The sequence below is a fragment of the Microlunatus kandeliicorticis genome, from assembly GCF_014137855.1.
Taxonomy (GTDB): Bacteria; Actinomycetota; Actinomycetes; order Propionibacteriales; family Propionibacteriaceae; genus Microlunatus; species Microlunatus kandeliicorticis.
This window is the reverse complement of sequence record NZ_JACGWT010000003.1, coordinates 15,790-31,370: the sequence shown is the minus strand read 5'-3', so window position 1 is coordinate 31,370 and position 15,581 is coordinate 15,790. Positions and strand designations below refer to the sequence as shown.

Annotated in this window: 15 protein-coding genes; 8 read left to right on the top strand and 7 right to left on the bottom strand. The window is 73.0% G+C overall.

Features of this window, described 5'->3' with window-relative positions; all coding sequences use genetic code 11:
- Window positions 1-107 precede the first annotated feature (107 nt).
- The 3 genes from FHX74_RS09260 to FHX74_RS09250 are packed head-to-tail and all read right to left on the bottom strand — an operon-like array spanning window position 108 to window position 2,520.
- Window positions 108-1,010 (bottom strand): COX15/CtaA family protein, encoded by a 903-nt coding sequence (locus FHX74_RS09260; protein WP_182559866.1) that lies wholly within the window; start codon window positions 1,008-1,010, stop codon window positions 108-110.
- Window positions 998-1,774, bottom strand: a complete 777-nt coding sequence (locus FHX74_RS09255; protein WP_182559865.1) for an ABC transporter permease — start codon at window positions 1,772-1,774, stop codon at window positions 998-1,000. Before FHX74_RS09255 ends, FHX74_RS09260 begins: the two co-directional genes overlap by 13 nt.
- Window positions 1,771-2,520, bottom strand: coding sequence for an ABC transporter ATP-binding protein (locus FHX74_RS09250; protein ID WP_182559864.1), 750 nt, complete (start codon window positions 2,518-2,520; stop codon window positions 1,771-1,773). The genes FHX74_RS09255 and FHX74_RS09250 overlap by 4 nt, the downstream gene beginning before the upstream one ends.
- Before the next feature lie 77 nt (window positions 2,521-2,597).
- On the opposite strand from FHX74_RS09250, the gene FHX74_RS09245 reads away from it, so the two are divergent.
- Window positions 2,598-3,680 carry an ATP-dependent DNA ligase gene (locus tag FHX74_RS09245; protein WP_182559863.1) on the top strand — a complete coding sequence of 361 codons (1,083 nt, stop codon included), beginning with the start codon at window positions 2,598-2,600 and terminating at the stop codon, window positions 3,678-3,680.
- A gap of 16 nt (window positions 3,681-3,696) precedes the next feature.
- Here FHX74_RS09245 and FHX74_RS09240 read toward each other — a convergent pair whose 3' ends face one another.
- Window positions 3,697-4,689 carry a glycosyltransferase family 2 protein gene (locus tag FHX74_RS09240; RefSeq protein ID WP_182559862.1) on the bottom strand — a complete coding sequence of 331 codons (993 nt, stop codon included), beginning with the start codon at window positions 4,687-4,689 and terminating at the stop codon, window positions 3,697-3,699.
- Window positions 4,686-5,663: a UDP-glucuronic acid decarboxylase family protein gene (locus FHX74_RS09235; protein ID WP_182559861.1), complete on the bottom strand. Its 978-nt coding sequence runs from the start codon at window positions 5,661-5,663 to the stop codon at window positions 4,686-4,688. Before FHX74_RS09235 ends, FHX74_RS09240 begins: the two co-directional genes overlap by 4 nt.
- A gap of 203 nt (window positions 5,664-5,866) precedes the next feature.
- On the opposite strand from FHX74_RS09235, the gene FHX74_RS09230 reads away from it, so the two are divergent.
- On the top strand, window positions 5,867-7,540 hold the full coding sequence (locus FHX74_RS09230) for a glycosyltransferase (protein ID WP_182559860.1): 1,674 nt from the start codon (window positions 5,867-5,869) through the stop codon (window positions 7,538-7,540).
- 20 nt (window positions 7,541-7,560) lie between these two features.
- A complete protein-coding gene (locus tag FHX74_RS09225) occupies window positions 7,561-8,271 on the top strand; it encodes a polysaccharide deacetylase family protein (protein ID WP_182559859.1) in 711 nt (236 codons plus the stop codon).
- Window positions 8,272-8,306: 35 nt separating this feature from the next.
- Here the strand turns inward: FHX74_RS09225 and FHX74_RS09220 are convergent, their stop codons facing one another.
- Together FHX74_RS09220 and FHX74_RS09215 are read right to left on the bottom strand one after the other, a co-directional pair.
- Window positions 8,307-9,539, bottom strand: a complete 1,233-nt coding sequence (locus FHX74_RS09220) for an ABC transporter ATP-binding protein (RefSeq protein ID WP_328823731.1) — start codon at window positions 9,537-9,539, stop codon at window positions 8,307-8,309.
- Entirely contained in the window at window positions 9,540-10,373 is an 834-nt protein-coding gene (locus tag FHX74_RS09215) for an ABC transporter permease (RefSeq protein ID WP_182559858.1), read from the bottom strand.
- Window positions 10,374-10,550: 177 nt separating this feature from the next.
- Between FHX74_RS09215 and FHX74_RS09210 the strand changes: the two genes are divergently transcribed.
- From FHX74_RS09210 to sufC, 5 genes are all read left to right on the top strand, one after another.
- On the top strand, window positions 10,551-11,327 hold the full coding sequence (locus tag FHX74_RS09210; RefSeq protein ID WP_182560390.1) for a helix-turn-helix transcriptional regulator: 777 nt from the start codon (window positions 10,551-10,553) through the stop codon (window positions 11,325-11,327).
- 95 nt (window positions 11,328-11,422) lie between these two features.
- Window positions 11,423-12,844, top strand: a complete 1,422-nt coding sequence (gene sufB / locus FHX74_RS09205) for a Fe-S cluster assembly protein SufB (protein ID WP_182560391.1) — start codon at window positions 11,423-11,425, stop codon at window positions 12,842-12,844.
- A 309-nt stretch (window positions 12,845-13,153) separates the two neighbouring features.
- Window positions 13,154-14,380 carry a Fe-S cluster assembly protein SufD gene (gene sufD, locus FHX74_RS09200; RefSeq protein WP_182559857.1) on the top strand — a complete coding sequence of 409 codons (1,227 nt, stop codon included), beginning with the start codon at window positions 13,154-13,156 and terminating at the stop codon, window positions 14,378-14,380.
- Entirely contained in the window at window positions 14,380-14,700 is a 321-nt protein-coding gene (locus FHX74_RS09195; protein WP_182559856.1) for a non-heme iron oxygenase ferredoxin subunit, read from the top strand. The genes sufD and FHX74_RS09195 overlap by 1 nt, the downstream gene beginning before the upstream one ends.
- 33 nt (window positions 14,701-14,733) lie before the next feature.
- Window positions 14,734-15,513, top strand: a complete 780-nt coding sequence (gene sufC / locus FHX74_RS09190; protein ID WP_182559855.1) for a Fe-S cluster assembly ATPase SufC — start codon at window positions 14,734-14,736, stop codon at window positions 15,511-15,513.
- Window positions 15,514-15,581: the final 68 nt, after the last annotated feature.

Sequence of the window (15,581 nt, the reverse complement as noted above, 5' to 3'; positions counted from 1 at the left end):
GCGTCGATCATCGGCGTGGAGGGGCTTTCGCGGGGAAAGTATCCCGGAAACCGCGTGGCGACGCACGCCACGCGGATCGGCGCACCTCCGGCGGGGCGGGGCGGGCCTCAGGGGGTGGCCGGCACCCGGGTGCGCCGGACCGAGAGCGCGAGGTTGGTGGCCAGCGCGACCGTGCCGGCGGCGCCGAGCAGGTGGAAGATGACGATCTGGATCGGCAGCCCGGTGAAGTACTGCCAGAAGCCGATGCCGCCCTGGGCCAGCTCGATCACCAGCAGCAGCACCGCGGCCCGGCTGCGGAGCGCGATCAGCGCGACGATGGTGAGCGCGACGCTGACGTAGACCGAGGCGGCGTGGACGTGGGTGACCAGCAGGCCGTCGAACCCGGTCCGGGGGGCGTTGGCGTCGCCCGCGTGCGGGCCGGTGCCGGTGACGATGGTGCCGAGCCAGACGGTGACCCACAGCGCGACCCAGGTCAGCCGGGTCAGCGTCCACCGGCCGGTGCCGACCGGGGTGACCCGGGCCCGCCAGGTCAGCCGGACCAGCCAGACCGACAGCGCGACCAGCACCATCGACAGGATCAGGTGCAGCGCGACCACGAACGGGTTGAGCTTGGTCAGCACCGAGATCCCGCCGATGACCCCCTGGAACGGGATCCCGAAGAGCAGCCCGGCGGTCAGCACGATGAGGTCGCGACGGCGGCGCCCGTCCTCGCGGTGGAACACCGCCGCCAGCAGCGTCAGCACCGCGATGATCAGCAGCACGAAGGTGAGCAGCCGGTTGCCGAACTCGATCGCGCCGTGGATGCCGAGGGCCGGGTGGGTGACGAAGCTCTCCGGCGTGCACCGCGGCCAGGTGGGGCAGCCCAGGCCCGAGCTGGTCAGCCGGACCAGGCCGCCGGTGACGATGATGCCGATGTTGGCCACCAGGGTGGCGACCGCGAGGCCACGGAGCGCGCCGCCGGTGCGGCGGACCGGCGTCTCGGTCGTGCGGTCGGGGGTCAGGACAGCCAACGGAACACCTTCCGGGTGAGCAGGCCGGCGACCGCCAGCCAGACGAGCAGGACGAGCAACGGCCAGCCGAGGGCCCCTCCGGTGGCGGCCGCGCGGACCGCCTCGCCGAGGGCGGCGGTGGGGAGCAGCTCGAGCGCGCCGCGGACGGCCGCCGGATAGCGGTCGAGCGGCACCAGCAGGGCCCCGCCGGCGAGCAGCAGGACGTAGATCACGTTGGCCAGCCCGAGGGTGGCCTCGGCCCGCAGTCGGCCGGCCAGCAGCAGCGCCAGCGCGACGAACGCGGCCCCGCCGAGCAGCACCGCCAGCACGCCGGTGGCGGCGGAGCCGACGGTGGCCGACGGCCGCCAGCCGAGCAGCAGGGCGGCGACCGCGATGACCAGGAGCTGGCCGACCAGCACCGCGAGCACCGCGAGGGCCTTGCCGAGCAGCAGACCGCCTTTGCCGAGCGGGGTGGCGGCGAGTCGTTCGAGCACGCCGTAGCGACGCTCGAAGCCGGTGCTGATCGCCACCGAGGTGAAGCAGGTCGACCAGACGGCGAGGGCCAGCACCGACGGGGCGAGCAGCTGGAACGAGCCGATCCGGGCCTCGAAGAAGCGTCCGGCGGCCAGCACCGCGAGCGGGATGACCAGAGCGAGCAGCAGCTGCTCGCCGTTGCGGACCAGCAGCAGCGCCTCGGTCCGGGCCTGCCGGAGCACCCGCGAGGGGGCCGGAGCGGCGGCCGGTGCCGGCGTCAGGTCGAGGGCCGGGGCGGTCGGGGCGCTCACCGCTCGGCCCCGCTGGGCGAGACGGCGTGCGGGGAGGTGCTGGCCAGGAAGACGTCCTCGAGCGACCGGCCGTCGCCGGTCAGCTCGGCCACCGTGCCGGACAGCCGGACCCGGCCGCCGTCGACGATGTGGACCCGGTCGGCGAGGGTGGCGGCCTCGTCCATCGCGTGGGTGGTGAGCAGCAGGCTGACCCCGGCCTCGCGGAGCTCGCCGAGCAGGGCCCAGGTCGCGCGGCGGGCGTGCGGGTCCATCCCGGCGGTCGGTTCGTCGAGGAAGACCAGCTCGGGTCGGCCGACCAGCGCGCCGGCCAGGTTGACCGCCTGCTTCTCGCCGCCGGAGAGCCGCCGGTAGGGGGTGCGGGCGAAGTCGTCGATGCCGAGCCGGGCGGCGAGCGCGTCGACGGGCAGCGGGTGGGCGTACAGCCCGGCGAGGTGGCGCAGCAGCTCGAGCGGACGGATCCCGGACCAGGCGCCGGTGCTCTGCGGCATCGAGCCGATGCCGACCGTCGCGGCCGGGCTGCCCGCCGGGTGGCCGAGCACCCGGACCCGGCCCGCCGAGGGCCGGATCAGCCCGGTGCAGCACCGCAGGAAGGTGGTCTTGCCGGCGCCGTTCGGGCCGAGCAGGGCGGTGATCGCGCCACGGGCCGCGGTCAGGCTCAGGTCGTCGAGGGCGGTCCGGTCGCCGAACCGGACGGTCAGCCCGGTCGCCTCGAGCGCGGGCTCCGCGCGCGTCGTCCGGTCCGTCACGTCTGCGAGTCTAGGGCGCCCGCACCGACCTCCCGGTGTCTCGACCGCGGACCTGAGGAAGGGCCTAGATTGAGCCGATGCAGCTGCCCGTGATGCCGCCGGTCGCGCCGATGCTGGCCAAGGCGGTCAAGGAGATCCCGACCGGCGAGTACAGCTACGAGCCGAAGTGGGACGGCTTCCGGTCGGTGATCTTCCGCGACGGCGACGAGGTGGAGATCGGCAGCCGCAACGAGAAGCCGATGACCCGCTACTTCCCCGAGGTGGTCGAGGCGGTGCGGGCCAACCTGCCCGAGCGCTGCGTGGTGGACGGCGAGATCGTGGTGGTCGGCGGCACCGGGGACCGGCTCGACTTCGACGCCCTCCAGCAGCGGATCCACCCGGCGGCCAGCCGGGTGCGGCTGCTCAGCCAGCAGACCCCGGCGCGGTTCGTGGCCTTCGACCTGCTGGCGCTCGGCGACGAGGACCTCACCGGCCGGCCGTTCGCCGAGCGGCGCGCCCGGCTGGAGGAGGCGCTCGAGGGGGCCGAGCCCCCGGTCTACCTGACCTCGGTGACCCGCGACGCCGAGCTGGCTCGCGACTGGTTCCACCGGTTCGAGGGCGCCGGCCTCGACGGGGTGGTGGCCAAGCCGTTGGGCACCGGCTACCAGCAGAACAAGCGGGTGATGGCCAAGATCAAGCACGAGCGGACCGCCGACTGCGTGGTGGCCGGCTACCGCACCCACAAGACCGGCGACGACGCGATCGGCTCGCTGCTGCTGGGCCTCTACGACGACGACGGCCGCTGGGGCGAGCCGGGTCAGCTGCTCTCGGTCGGCGTGATCGGCGCCTTCCCGATGGCCCGGCGGCAGGAGCTGTTCACCGAGCTGCAGCCGCTGGTCACCAGCTTCGACGACCACCCGTGGGCCTGGGCCCGCCAGCTCGAGGGCAACCGGACCCCGCGGAACTCCGAGGGCAGCCGCTGGACCGGCGGCAAGGACCTCTCCTTCACCCCGCTCCGACCGGAGCTGGTGGTCGAGGTGCGCTACGAGCACATGGAGGGCAACCGGTTCCGGCACACCGCCCAGTTCAACCGCTGGCGTCCGGACCGCGACCCGCGCAGCTGCACCTACGCCCAGCTCGAGGAGGTCGTCCGGTTCGACCTCGCCGACGTGCTGGCCTGAGCGCTGCTCGAGGGGCTCAGTCGCCGCGCGGGTCGTCCAACCAGCCCGACTGGTAGGGCTCCAGCCACTCACACGGCTCGGGCAGCGGGCTTCGCGTGAGCCAGGCGGCCTGCCGTGCTCGTTTGACCGAGAGCGGCAGCCAGCTGCCGACGGCGGTGCGGACCGAGCGCGACTGGCCGTGCCGCGCGGCGAGGGTGCCGTGCAGCCGGGTCGCGGTGGCCCGCTGGCCGCTGTGATAGGCGAGACCACCGAGATAGGAGAGCCAGTTCACGCGGTCGAGCTCGACCCCGCGCGCCCGGCGGTCGCGCTCGTGCTTGACGTCGAGGTAGCGGTACTCGCGCTCCGACCGACCGATGCCGTGAGCCATCCCGCCGGCGTCGACCAGGTACCCGACCAGCAGCCGGTGCACCGGCGCGACCGGGGCGGCCAACCCCAGCCGGATGTAGAAGTCCCAGTCGGCGAGGTTGGAGATCGCCTCGTCGAAGCCGCCGAGCTCGACCGCCAGCGCGCGGTCGACCAGGACACCGGATCCGCCCCCGGGAACGCAGTTGATGCGCAACAGGGTCACGCCCAGGTCCCGGCTCTCCAGCGGCAGGTGCCAGAGGTGCGGTCGCGCGCCAAGGTCGACGTTGACCGCGCCGACGCACGACCAGCGCGTGCCCGGGTCGTCGGCGAGGGCGTCCAGCTGCAGCCGCAGCTTGTCGGGCGCCCACAGGTCGTCGTCGTCGGTGAAGGCGACCCACCGACCCCGGGCCGAGGCCAGGCCGGTGTTCCGGGCCGCGGACACCCCGCGCGGCTCGGGATGCCGGTGCGCGTGGACCCGGGGATCGGGGTGCGCGCTGAGCCAGGCGGTGGTGTCGTCTCGACTGCCGTCGTCGACCACCAGCACCTCGAGCGCGACGTCCCGCTGGGCCAGCACGGCGTGCAGCGTCCGGGCCATCAGCCGACGACGGTTGTGGCTCGGGATCACCACCGTCACCTCGGGCGTCACCTCGGGTTCCTGCGTCATCCGGCCCGCTTCGCCTGCCGGGTCGACGGGTCCTGGCGGCGGAAGTGGTCGACGGTGCGGGGCAGCCCGTCGTCGAGCGCGGTGTGCGGGACCCACCCGAGCACCCGGCGCGCGGTGCTGATGTCGGGCCGGCGTCGAGCCGGGTCGTCGGTGGGCAGCGGCACGTGCACGATCCGGCTCGGGCCGCCGACCAGGTCGAGCACCCGGTCGGCCAGCTGGGCGATCGTGTATTCCTCGGGATTGCCGAGATTGACCGGTCCGGTCACCTCGTCCGGGCTGTCCATCAGCCGGATCAGCCCGTCGACCAGGTCGTCGACGTAGCAGAACGAACGGGTCTGCGAGCCGTCTCCGGCGAGCTCCAGCGCGCGCCCGGCCAGCGCACGGACGACGAAGTTCGAGATCACGCGACCGTCGTCGGCTCGCATCCCCGGCCCGTAGGTGTTGAAGATGCGCGCCACCTTGATCGCCGTCCCGTGTTGGCGGTGGTAGCTGAAGCACAACGCCTCCGCGGCGCGCTTGCCCTCGTCGTAACAGGCCCGCGGACCGACCGGGTTGACGTGACCCCAGTAGTCCTCCGGCTGGGGGTGGACGGCCGGGTCGCCGTAGACCTCGGAGGTGGACGAGAGCAGCACCGTCGCCCCGGTCGAACGCGCGGACTCGAGGACGGCGAGCGTGCCGACGGTGCAGGTGCGCAGGGTGCGGATCGGATCGCGCTGGTACCAGACCGGCGAGGCCGGGCACGCGAGGTGGTAGATCCGGTCCGCCGCGGGGATGCGGACGTCACAGACGTCGCCCTCGACGACGGAGAGGCGCGGATGGTGGCGCAGGTCGCCCAGGTTCGCCCGGTCGCCGGTGGAGAAGTCGTCGAGCACGGTGACCCGCTCGCCCCGGGCCAGCAGGGCACGCACCAGGTGCGCACCGATGAACCCGCCGCCACCGGTCACCAGCGACCGGGCGCGGCCGGCGTCCGTCATCCGACGCGCCCGTCGAGCAGTGCAGCAGTCATCCCGGCCCCGATCCCCGTGCGTGCCCCCGGTTCCGGATCCCGGCCGGCACGCCATCCGACCCTAGGTGGCGCCGGGTGCATTGTCAGGCGATCGGTTCATCACCGCCCCGATCCACAGCACCGGGCCAGGATCCGGGTCCGATTCGACTGCGCCGTCAGCGCGCGCGCCCGGTGGCTGGCACCCTGGACGCCGTGGCGGAGGCGGTGGACCGGCCCAGGGTGTCGGTGGTGATGATCTTCCGCGACCCTCCGGCGAACTTCTTCGCCGAGGCGATCGACAGCGTCCTGGTCCAGAGCCTGCCCGCGGTCGAGCTGCTGCTCTGCGACGACGGGTCCGGCGCCCGGGCCACCGATCTCGCGCGGGCGCGCGCCGCTGCCGCACCGGACCGGGTGCGCTACCTCGAGCACCCGGGCCACGCCCACCTCGGGATGAGCCACAGTCGCAACCTCGGGATCGCGGCCGCGTCGGCCGACCTGGTCGCCTTCCTCGACGCCGACGACCGGTGGGCTCCCGACCACCTGGCCGGTGAGGTGGCTCTGCTCGACGCCCATCCGGAGGCCGACCTCGTCGTCGGTCGCGCGCTCGACTGGCGCAGCTGGGGCGACCCGGACGCGAGCGACGCCTGGTCGCCGCTCCCGGCGGCGCCGGGCGCTCTGGTCGCGCCGCCGCACCTGCTGGCCGCGGTCCTCCGGGACGGGGCGGTCAGCACACCGACCTGCAGCCTGCTGGTCCGTCGCGAGACGCTGCGCGCGGTCGGTGGCGGCGTCGCGCGCTTCACCGGGATGTACGAGGACCAGGTGCTGCTGGCCCGGCTCTACCTGCGCCGGACGGCGGTGGTGAGCGGAGCGAAGACGGCGTTCTACCGCCGACACGGCGCGTCGTCCTCGGCCCGCGCGGTGGCCGACCGCAGCTATCACCCGGTCGACCCGAACCCGTCGCGGGAGGCCTATCTGCGGTGGCTCGCGGAGGACGGACTGACCGCGCCGGACCTGGTGGCCGGTTCCGGCCCGGACAGCGGCACGCTTCGAGCGCTGCGCACCGAGGTGGCCCGCCAGCTCGTCGAGCATGAGCGGGCGGCCCGGCCGACGGCCAGGGCGAGGAGGCGGGCCGGACAGGTGGTGCGCACGCTGCGATCGGCGACGCCGGAGCCGGTCAAGGCGCCGGTCCGGCGGGTCCGCGTCGGAGTCGAGCGGCAGATCCTGCGGGCGACCTGTTCGCGCCGGCTGGAGCCGGCGAGCCGGCAGTTCGGCTACGACCGGGGTCAGCCGATCGACCGCTGGTACATCGAGAGGTTCCTCGGCGAGCACGCGCACCTGGTGTCCGGCGACGTGCTCGAGGTGGGGGACGACGCCTACACCCGAGCCTTCGGCGCTGACCGGGTCCGCAGCTCCGCCGTACTCAACATCGACCCAACCATCCCGGGTACCACCGTGGTCGCCGACCTGGCCGACGCACCGCAGCTGGCCTCGGCTTCGTTCGACTGCCTGATCGTCACCCAGACTCTGCACCTGATCTGGGACCTGGAGGCCGCGGCGCGGACCCTGCACCGGCTGCTGCGGCCGGGTGGGACGCTGCTGCTGACCGTCCCGGGGATCAGCCAGGTGGCGACCGACCGCTGGGCCGAGACCTGGTACTGGTCGTTGACGCCGACGGCCGCGCGGCGGCTGTTCGAGCCGGTGTTCGACGACGGCGAGGTCGAGGTCCGCAGCTGGGGCAACGTGTTGAGCAGCACCGCCTTCCTCACCGGTCTGGCCGTGCACGAGCTGAGTGCCGACGCGCTCGACCCGACCGACCCGCAGTACCCGCTGGTGGTCGGGGTCCGGGCCACGCGGGCGATGTCGTGACCTCGCCGGTGACGCCGCCCGTGAGGTCCGCGGTGCGCCGGCTGCCGGGCCGGCTGCGCCGACGGCTCGCCGCCGAGGTGCGGCCCCGGGTCCAGGCCTCCCGCGGCAAGGTCGTCGACGCCCTCGCCGGTGCACAGCGGCGCACCGGGGCCGACGCGGTCGCGCTGACCTTCGACGACGGCCCCCACCCGGGCACTACCGACCGGGTCCTCGACCTGCTCGGCGACGCCGGCGTCCGTGCCACGTTCTTCTGCGTCGGTCGGAACGCCGTCGCGCACCCCGGGCTGTTGCGACGGATCCGTGCCGAGGGCCACGCGATCGGCTCGCACAGCTGGAGTCACCCAGACCCCCAGCGCGCCCCGCTGCGGGCGCTGGCCGAGGACTACCGGCGGGGTCACCTCGCCGTGGCGGAGGCGCTGGGGGAGCCCGTCCGGCTGTTCCGACCACCCCGCGGGTGGCTCGACCCGGTGCGAGCCGTCCAGCTCCGCCGTCTCGGGCTCCGCCCGACGCTGTGGAGCCTGGACCCGCAGGACTGGCACCCCGACGCGGAGGCCTCGGCGGTCGAGGAGGCGGTCGCCGGGTCGCGTCCGGGCGACGTGGTGCTGCTGCACGACTGGATCGAGCAGCCCTGGCACCCGCGCGCGCTGACCCGCGGGGCCACGCTCAGCGCGCTGCCGGCGGTGCTCGAACGGCTGACCGCGGTCGGGACGCGGTTCACCACCCTCGGTTGATCCGGCCGGTGCCGTCGGCGGCTGTCGACCGGTGATCAGGGGAGCCGGTCGTCCGGTTCGACGTGCAGGGGGAACCGGGTGGTGACCACCCGGTCGGGCCGGTCGTCGTCCCCGCCCCGGAGCGTGAAGCGGCCGGCCGCCGGCAGGTCGAGGTATTCGTCGTGAGCGGTCCCGGCCCAGACGCCGACGGAGAATTCTCCGACGTTGAACATCGGCGGGAGCTCCCAGACCAGGCGGTGCGGACCGGTGCGCAGCCCTCTCCGTCCGGGGTCGTCGGAGAGCGTCTGGTCGAGCAGCCGCACCCCGCGTCCGTCGGTCAGGTAGACCGCCAGGTCGAGTCCGGGCACCGCGTCGAGGACGTCGAAGGCGATCCGGACGGCCAGCGCGTCACCGCGCAGCAGGACCGTCGCCGCACCGCGCGCGTCCCCGAGGTCCGCGCCTCCGCGGGTGACCTCGACGCTCCGGAGCCGGACCGGGCCGCGTCCGCCGCCGGTCTCGACCTCCGGCAGTGCCTGCGCGGTCTCCGGCACCGACCCGGCGGCGAGGTAGTCACGGATCACCCCCTCGGTCTGTCCGTCGGCTCGGAGCCGTCCGCGGTCGAGCCACAGCGAGCGCGGGCAGAGCCGGGCGAGCGCGCCGAGATCGTGGCTGACGAAGACCACGGTGCGGCCGGCCCGCCCCGCCTCCCGCATCCGCCCGAGACACCGCTCCTGGAACTCGGCGTCGCCGACCGCGAGGACCTCGTCGACGACGAGGACGTCCGGTTCGAGGTGGGCGGCCACGCTGAAGGCGAGCCTGAGGTACATGCCGCTGGAGTAGCGCTTGACCGGGGTGTCGAGGAACCGCTCGACGCCGGAGAAGGCGACGATGTCGTCGAAGCGACGGGCGATGTCCCGACGGCTCAGACCGAGCACGGCGCCGTTGAGGAAGACGTTCTCGCGGCCGCTCAGCTCCGGGTGGAACCCGGTGCCGACCTCGAGCAGCGGCGCCACCCGTCCTCGGGTGCGCGCGACACCCTCGGTGGGGGCGGTGATGCCGGCCAGGATCTTGAGCAGCGTGCTCTTGCCGGCGCCGTTCGCGCCGACGATGCCGATCGACTCGCCCTCGACCACCGTGAAGCCGACGTCGCGGAGCGACCAGAGCTGCCCGGGGTCGGCCGGGCCACGGAACGGCCGGGCGAGCGCCTCCATGATCGTCTCGCGGGCGTTGGTCCGATGACCGAGGCGGTAGCGCTTGCCCAGCCGTTCGACCTCGATCACGGTGGACACTCAGATCACGTCCGCGAACCAGCGCTGGGCCGACCGGAAGTAGGCCAGCCCCGAGGCCAGCACGACCGTGGCGACGCTCAGCGAGACCAGCAGCGGCCAGCCGGGCCACGGGGCGCCGAGGAGGGCCCAGCGGCCGAGCCCGAGCACCCCGACCACCGGGTTGACCGCGTAGACGAGGGCCGGCCAGCCGCTCAGCAGCGAGGCCGGGTAGGCGACCGGACTGGCGAACAGCCAGATCTGGAGCAGCGGACCCAGCGCCTGGCGGACGTCGCGGAAGCGGACGTTCAGCGCCGCCAGCCAGGCCGCGAACCCGAAAGCGGTCAGCACGGTGACCGCGGCCCACAGCGGTACCGCGAGCAGGCTCCAGTGCGGGCCGACCCGATAGACCAGCGCCAGCACGAGCACCAGGGGCAGCGAGACCGCGAGGTCGACGAGCGGCGGGACCAGCGCGGCCGCGGGAGCGGCCAGCCGGGGGAAGGCGACCTTGGTCACCAGCTCGGGGTTGGACACCAGCGACTCACTGCCCCGCAGCACCGCGGCCGAGAAGTAGGTCCAGGTCACCATCCCGGCGATGGCGAACAGCGGGTAGGGGAGGCCGTCGCTGCCGACCCGAGCCAGCCGGCCGAACACCAGGGTGAAGACGACCACGGTGGCGACCGGCTGGAGCAGCACCCAGATGACGCCGAGGCCGGCCTGCTTGTACCGGACCCGCAGGTCGCGGAGGGCGAGGAAACCGATCAGCTCACGCGCCTGCCACAGCACCCGCGAGGACGCCTCGGCGGACCGGGTCCCGGCGGCGTTCTCGCGCCAGGTGGCAGGCTCGGCGCGGGACACGGTTGATCGTAACGAGCAGGACGTCACCGTGCGGGCCGATCGCGAGGTTCCGCCCGGTCGCCACCCGCTGTGAGGCCGGTCCTCGAGCCTGGTCACGGGTAAGGCTGACCTTGCTTGAACGGGCTTGGCGAATAAGAGCACACTGGCGTTGTGAAATCCACCCAGCTCGTCACCGACGTGCCTGGGAACCGCCGTACCCGGACCACAGAGACCGGGAGTGACGCGGGTCACGAGACCGACGCCACCACCCGGCAGCGGGTCGCGCAGGCGATCCTCGAGGCCGGGCCGTCCTCCGCGGCCGAGCTGGCCGAACGGCTCGGACTGAGCGCCGCCGGCGTCCGCCGGCACCTCGACGTGCTGACCGAGCGCGGGCTGGTCGAGCCGCGCGAGCGCCGGGTCTACGGCGCCCGCGGGCGCGGTCGTCCGGCCAAGGTCTTCGCACTCACCGACGCCGGCCGCGCCGACTTCTTTCAGGCCTACGACACGCTCGCCATCCAGGCGCTCGACCTGCTCGCCGAGCAGGGCGGCGCCGAGGCGATCGGGCGGCTCGGACGCCGCCGGCTCGCCGCGCTCAGCCGGCGGTTCGACCGCACCGGCGCGGCCGACCCGGATGCCGCTCCGGCCCAGCGGCTGGCCGACGCGCTGACCGCCGAGGGCTACGTCGCCTCGGTCCGGCCCGCCGCCGCCGGTGAGCAGCTGTGCCAGCACCACTGCCCGGTCGCGCACGTGGCCGAGCGCTACCCGCAGCTGTGCGAGGCCGAGACCGAGCTGTTCTCGGAGCTGCTCGGCGTCCACGTCCAGCGGCTCGCCACGATCGCCCACGGCGACGGCGTCTGCACCACCCACGTCCCGCGGACCGCGGCCGAATCCACCGGCCCGGCCGAGCGGGAAACCGAGCACGAACCCCAGCAGGACACCCGGCACGACACCCAGCAGGGAAGGCAGTCGATATGACCTCGCTCCACGAACCGCACACCCAGCTCGACGGGGACCGGGTCGAACCCGACCCCCGCGAGAACCCGGAGCAGCTCGCCCCGGTCGGCCAGAAGATGGGCGGCACCGGTGAGACCCAGGACCAGCACCTCGAGGCGCTGGGCCGTTACCGCTTCGGCTGGTCCGACGCCGACGACGCCGGTGCGACCGCCCAGCGCGGTCTGAACGAGTCGGTGGTGAGCAACATCAGCCACCTCAAGAACGAGCCGGAGTGGATGCTCCAGCGTCGGCTCAAGGGCCTCAGGCTGTTCGAGCGCAAGCCGCTGCCGACCTGGGGTGCCGAGCTCGACGGGATCGACTTCGACAACATCAAGTACTTCGTCCGGTCGACCGAGAAGCAGGCCGCCAGCTGGGACGACCTCCCCGCCGACATCAAGAACACCTACGACAAGCTCGGCATCCCCGAGGCCGAGAAGGCCCGGCTGGTGGCCGGCGTCGCCGCCCAGTACGAGTCCGAGGTCGTCTACCACAAGATCAACGACGAGCTCGAGCGCCAGGGCGTGATCTTCCTCGACACCGACACCGCGCTCAAGGAGCACCCGGAGCTGTTCGAGGAGTACTTCGGCACCGTCATCCCGACCGGGGACAACAAGTTCAGCGCGCTCAACACCGCGGTCTGGTCGGGCGGCTCGTTCATCTACGTGCCTAAGGGCGTCCACGTCGAGATCCCGCTGCAGGCCTACTTCCGGATCAACACCGAGAACATGGGCCAGTTCGAGCGGACGCTGATCATCGTCGACGAGGACGCCTACGTGCACTACGTCGAGGGCTGCACCGCCCCGATCTACTCCTCGGACTCGCTGCACAGCGCCGTGGTGGAGATCATCGTCAAGAAGGGCGCCCGCTGCCGCTACACGACCATCCAGAACTGGTCGAACAACGTCTACAACCTGGTGACCAAGCGCGCGACCTGCGAGGCCGGCGCCACCATGGAGTGGATCGACGGCAACATCGGCTCCAAGGTCACCATGAAGTACCCGGCGGTCTACCTGATGGGGGAGCACGCCCGCGGCGAGACGCTGTCGGTGGCCTTCGCCGGCGAGGGCCAGCACCAGGACGCCGGCTCGAAGATGGTGCACTGCGCGCCGCACACCTCGAGCTCGATCATCTCCAAGTCGGTGGCCCGCGGTGGCGGCCGCACCTCCTACCGCGGCCTGGTCCAGGTGCAGGAGGGTGCCGAGCACTCGGCCTCCGTGGTCAAGTGCGACGCGCTGCTGGTCGACCAGATCAGCCGCTCCGACACCTATCCCTACGTCGACGTCCGCGAGGACGACGTCTCGATGGCGCACGAGGCCACCGTCTCCAAGGTCAGCGACGACCAGCTCTTCTACCTGATGAGCCGCGGGATGGAGGAGGACGAGGCGATGGCGATGATCGTGCGCGGCTTCGTCGAGCCGATCGCCAAGGAGCTGCCGATGGAGTACGCGATCGAGCTCAACCGGCTGATCGAGCTCCAGATGGAAGGCGCCGTCGGCTGAGGTCCGCCGGTGTCGGGTCGCGGTGGTCGGGTTCGCGGGCCGCGAGAGCTGCGGGCACCGGGTCCCGCCCAGCACGCTCCGCGGCTCACGTCTGCGGATCGGCTCGGGTGCTGCGACCGCGGAGCGCGCAACGCCCGCCACGCCCCGACCCGGTGCCCGCAGCCCCCGCGGCCCCGGCTGTTGCTCAACGGTGCCCTGAGCCTGTCGAAGGGCCGACAACCGAACATGATCACCGAGTCGCCCACCGCGGCGGCAGCTTCTCGGTGATCGATTGACGAAGCCACCGACGGGGTGGCCAGAGGAAGAGGAATGACTGTTACCGAGACGGACCGGGTGGCCAACGTGGCCAACGCGGTGGAGACGTCGGACCGGGTGGCCAGCCACCTGCACCCCGAGGGGTCCTGGCGGGTCGAGGACCACCCCGTGCCGACCGGCCTCGAGGAGATCTGGCGGTTCACCCCGCTCAAGCGGCTCCGCGGGCTGCACGCCGACGCGCCGTTCGGCACCGGCTCGGTGCGTACCGAGAGCAGCGCGCCGGACGGGGTGAGCGTGCGGGCGGTCGAGGGCGCCGAGGCGGCTGACTGGCGCGGGATCAGCGGGTTCGTGCCGACCGACCGGGCCAGCGCTCGGGTGTTCGCCGAGACCGCCGCGAGCCTGGTCGTCGACGTCCCCGCCGAGGCCGAGCCGACCGAGCCCGTCGTCCTCCGGCTCAGCGGCGAGGGTGCGCAGACCGCCGAGGCCGGGCACGTCGCGGTCCGGGTCGGCGCCCACGCCCGGGTCACGGTCGTGCTCAACCACACCGGGTCGGCCCAGCTGGCCCAGGTGGTCGAGTTCGCCGTCGGCGACGGCGCGCAGGTCACCGTGGTCACCGTCCAGGACTGGGCCGACGACGCCGTCCACCTGGCTCAGCACCAGGCCCGGGTCGGTCGCGACGCCAGCCTCAAGCACGTCGCGGTCAGCTTCGGGGGCGACCTGGTCCGGCTCAACAGCGCGGTGTCCTATGCCGGTCCCGGCGGCAACGCCGAGCTGCTCGGGCTGTACTTCGCCGACGCCGGGCAGCACCTCGAGCACCGGCTGTTCGTCGACCACAACGCCCCGCACACCATCAGCAACGTCGACTACAAGGGCGCGCTGCAGGGCCGGGGCGCGCACACCGTGTGGATCGGCGACGTGCTGATCCGCAAGGTCGCCGAGGGCATCGAGACCTACGAGTCCAACCGCAACCTGGTGCTGACCGACGGCTGCCGCGCGGACGCGGTGCCCAACCTGGAGATCGAGACCGGCGACATCGCCGGTGCCGGTCACGCCGCCACCACCGGCCGCTTCGACGACGAGCAGCTGTTCTACCTGCGCAGCCGCGGGATCGCCGAGGACGAGGCGCGCCGCCTGGTCGTGCACGGCTTCTTCGCCGACATCATCCGCCGGATCGGCGTCGCCGACGTCGAGGAGCGGCTGCTGACCGCGGTCGAGCACGAGCTCGCCGTCAACATCGGGCTGCCGACCGCCAGCGCGGCCGGCGCCGGGGCGGACGCCTGATGGCGTTCCGACGCGCCTGCGCGGCCTCCGAGGTCGGTGCCGAGTGCGCGCTGGCCGTCGAGGTCGACGACCTCGACCTGGCCATCGTGCACAGCAACGGCCGCTGGTACGCGGTGGCCGACGAGTGCAGCCACGCCGCCATCCCGCTCAGCGAGGGCGACGTCGGCGACGGCGAGATCGAGTGCTACCTGCACGGGTCCCGGTTCGACCTGGAGACGGGCAGGCCCACCGGGCTGCCCGCCACCGCGCCGGTCCCCGTCTATCCCTGCCGGGTCGAGGGCGACGACGTCCTGGTCGACCTGGACGCCCCGCTGAACTGACCGACCCGACCCGAACGAGGAGAACGAACCCACATGGCAACGCTCGACATCCGCGACCTGCACGTCTCGGTGGACACCGAGGACGGCGCGAAGGAGATCCTGCGCGGCGTCGACCTGGTCGTCCGCAGCGGCGAGACCCACGCGATCATGGGCCCGAACGGCTCCGGGAAGTCCACCCTGGCCTACTCGATCGCCGGCCACCCGAAGTACACCGTCACCTCCGGCTCGGTCACCCTCGACGGTGAGGACGTGCTGGCCATGAGCGTCGACGAGCGGGCCCGCGCCGGACTATTCCTGGCCATGCAGTACCCGGTCGAGGTGCCCGGCGTCTCGGTGGCCAACTTCCTCCGCACCGCTAAGACCGCGGTCGACGGCGAGGCCCCGAAGCTGCGTACCTGGGTCAAGGACGTCAACGCGGCCATGGACCGGGTGCAGATGGCCCCCGAGTTCGCCCAGCGCAGCGTCAACGAGGGCTTCTCCGGCGGTGAGAAGAAGCGCCACGAGATCGTCCAGCTCGAGCTGCTCAACCCGAAGTTCGCGATCCTCGACGAGACCGACTCGGGCCTCGACATCGACGCGCTCCGGGTGGTCTCCGAGGGCGTCAACCGGTTCACCGGACAGGGCGACCGCGGCGTGCTGCTGATCACCCACTACACGCGGATCCTGCGCTACATCAAGCCCGACTTCGTCCACGTCTTCGTGGCCGGCCGGGTCGCCGAGCAGGGCGGTGCGGAGCTGGCCGAGCGGCTCGAGGCCGAGGGTTACGACCGCTACGTGCAGGCCGCCAAGAGCGCGACCACCGCGGGGGCCTGATGAGCGCCGGCACCCACGACCTCGCCGACGCCGCCGCGGAGTTCGGCCGCTCGATCGACCCCGATCAG

What these genes read in the sequence shown, in the direction of transcription:
- sufC (WP_182559855.1), top strand. Translation starts at nt 14,734, where the DNA reads ATGGCAACGCTCGACATCCGCGACCTGCACGTCTCGGTGGACACCGAG.
- sufB (WP_182560391.1), top strand. Translation starts at nt 11,423, where the DNA reads ATGGGCGGCACCGGTGAGACCCAGGACCAGCACCTCGAGGCGCTGGGC.
- FHX74_RS09240 (WP_182559862.1), bottom strand. Translation starts at nt 4,689, where the DNA reads ATGACGCAGGAACCCGAGGTGACGCCCGAGGTGACGGTGGTGATCCCG.
- FHX74_RS09245 (WP_182559863.1), top strand. Translation starts at nt 2,598, where the DNA reads ATGCAGCTGCCCGTGATGCCGCCGGTCGCGCCGATGCTGGCCAAGGCG.
- sufD (WP_182559857.1), top strand. Translation starts at nt 13,154, where the DNA reads ATGACTGTTACCGAGACGGACCGGGTGGCCAACGTGGCCAACGCGGTG.
- FHX74_RS09235 (WP_182559861.1), bottom strand. Translation starts at nt 5,663, where the DNA reads ATGACGGACGCCGGCCGCGCCCGGTCGCTGGTGACCGGTGGCGGCGGG.
- FHX74_RS09195 (WP_182559856.1), top strand. Translation starts at nt 14,380, where the DNA reads ATGGCGTTCCGACGCGCCTGCGCGGCCTCCGAGGTCGGTGCCGAGTGC.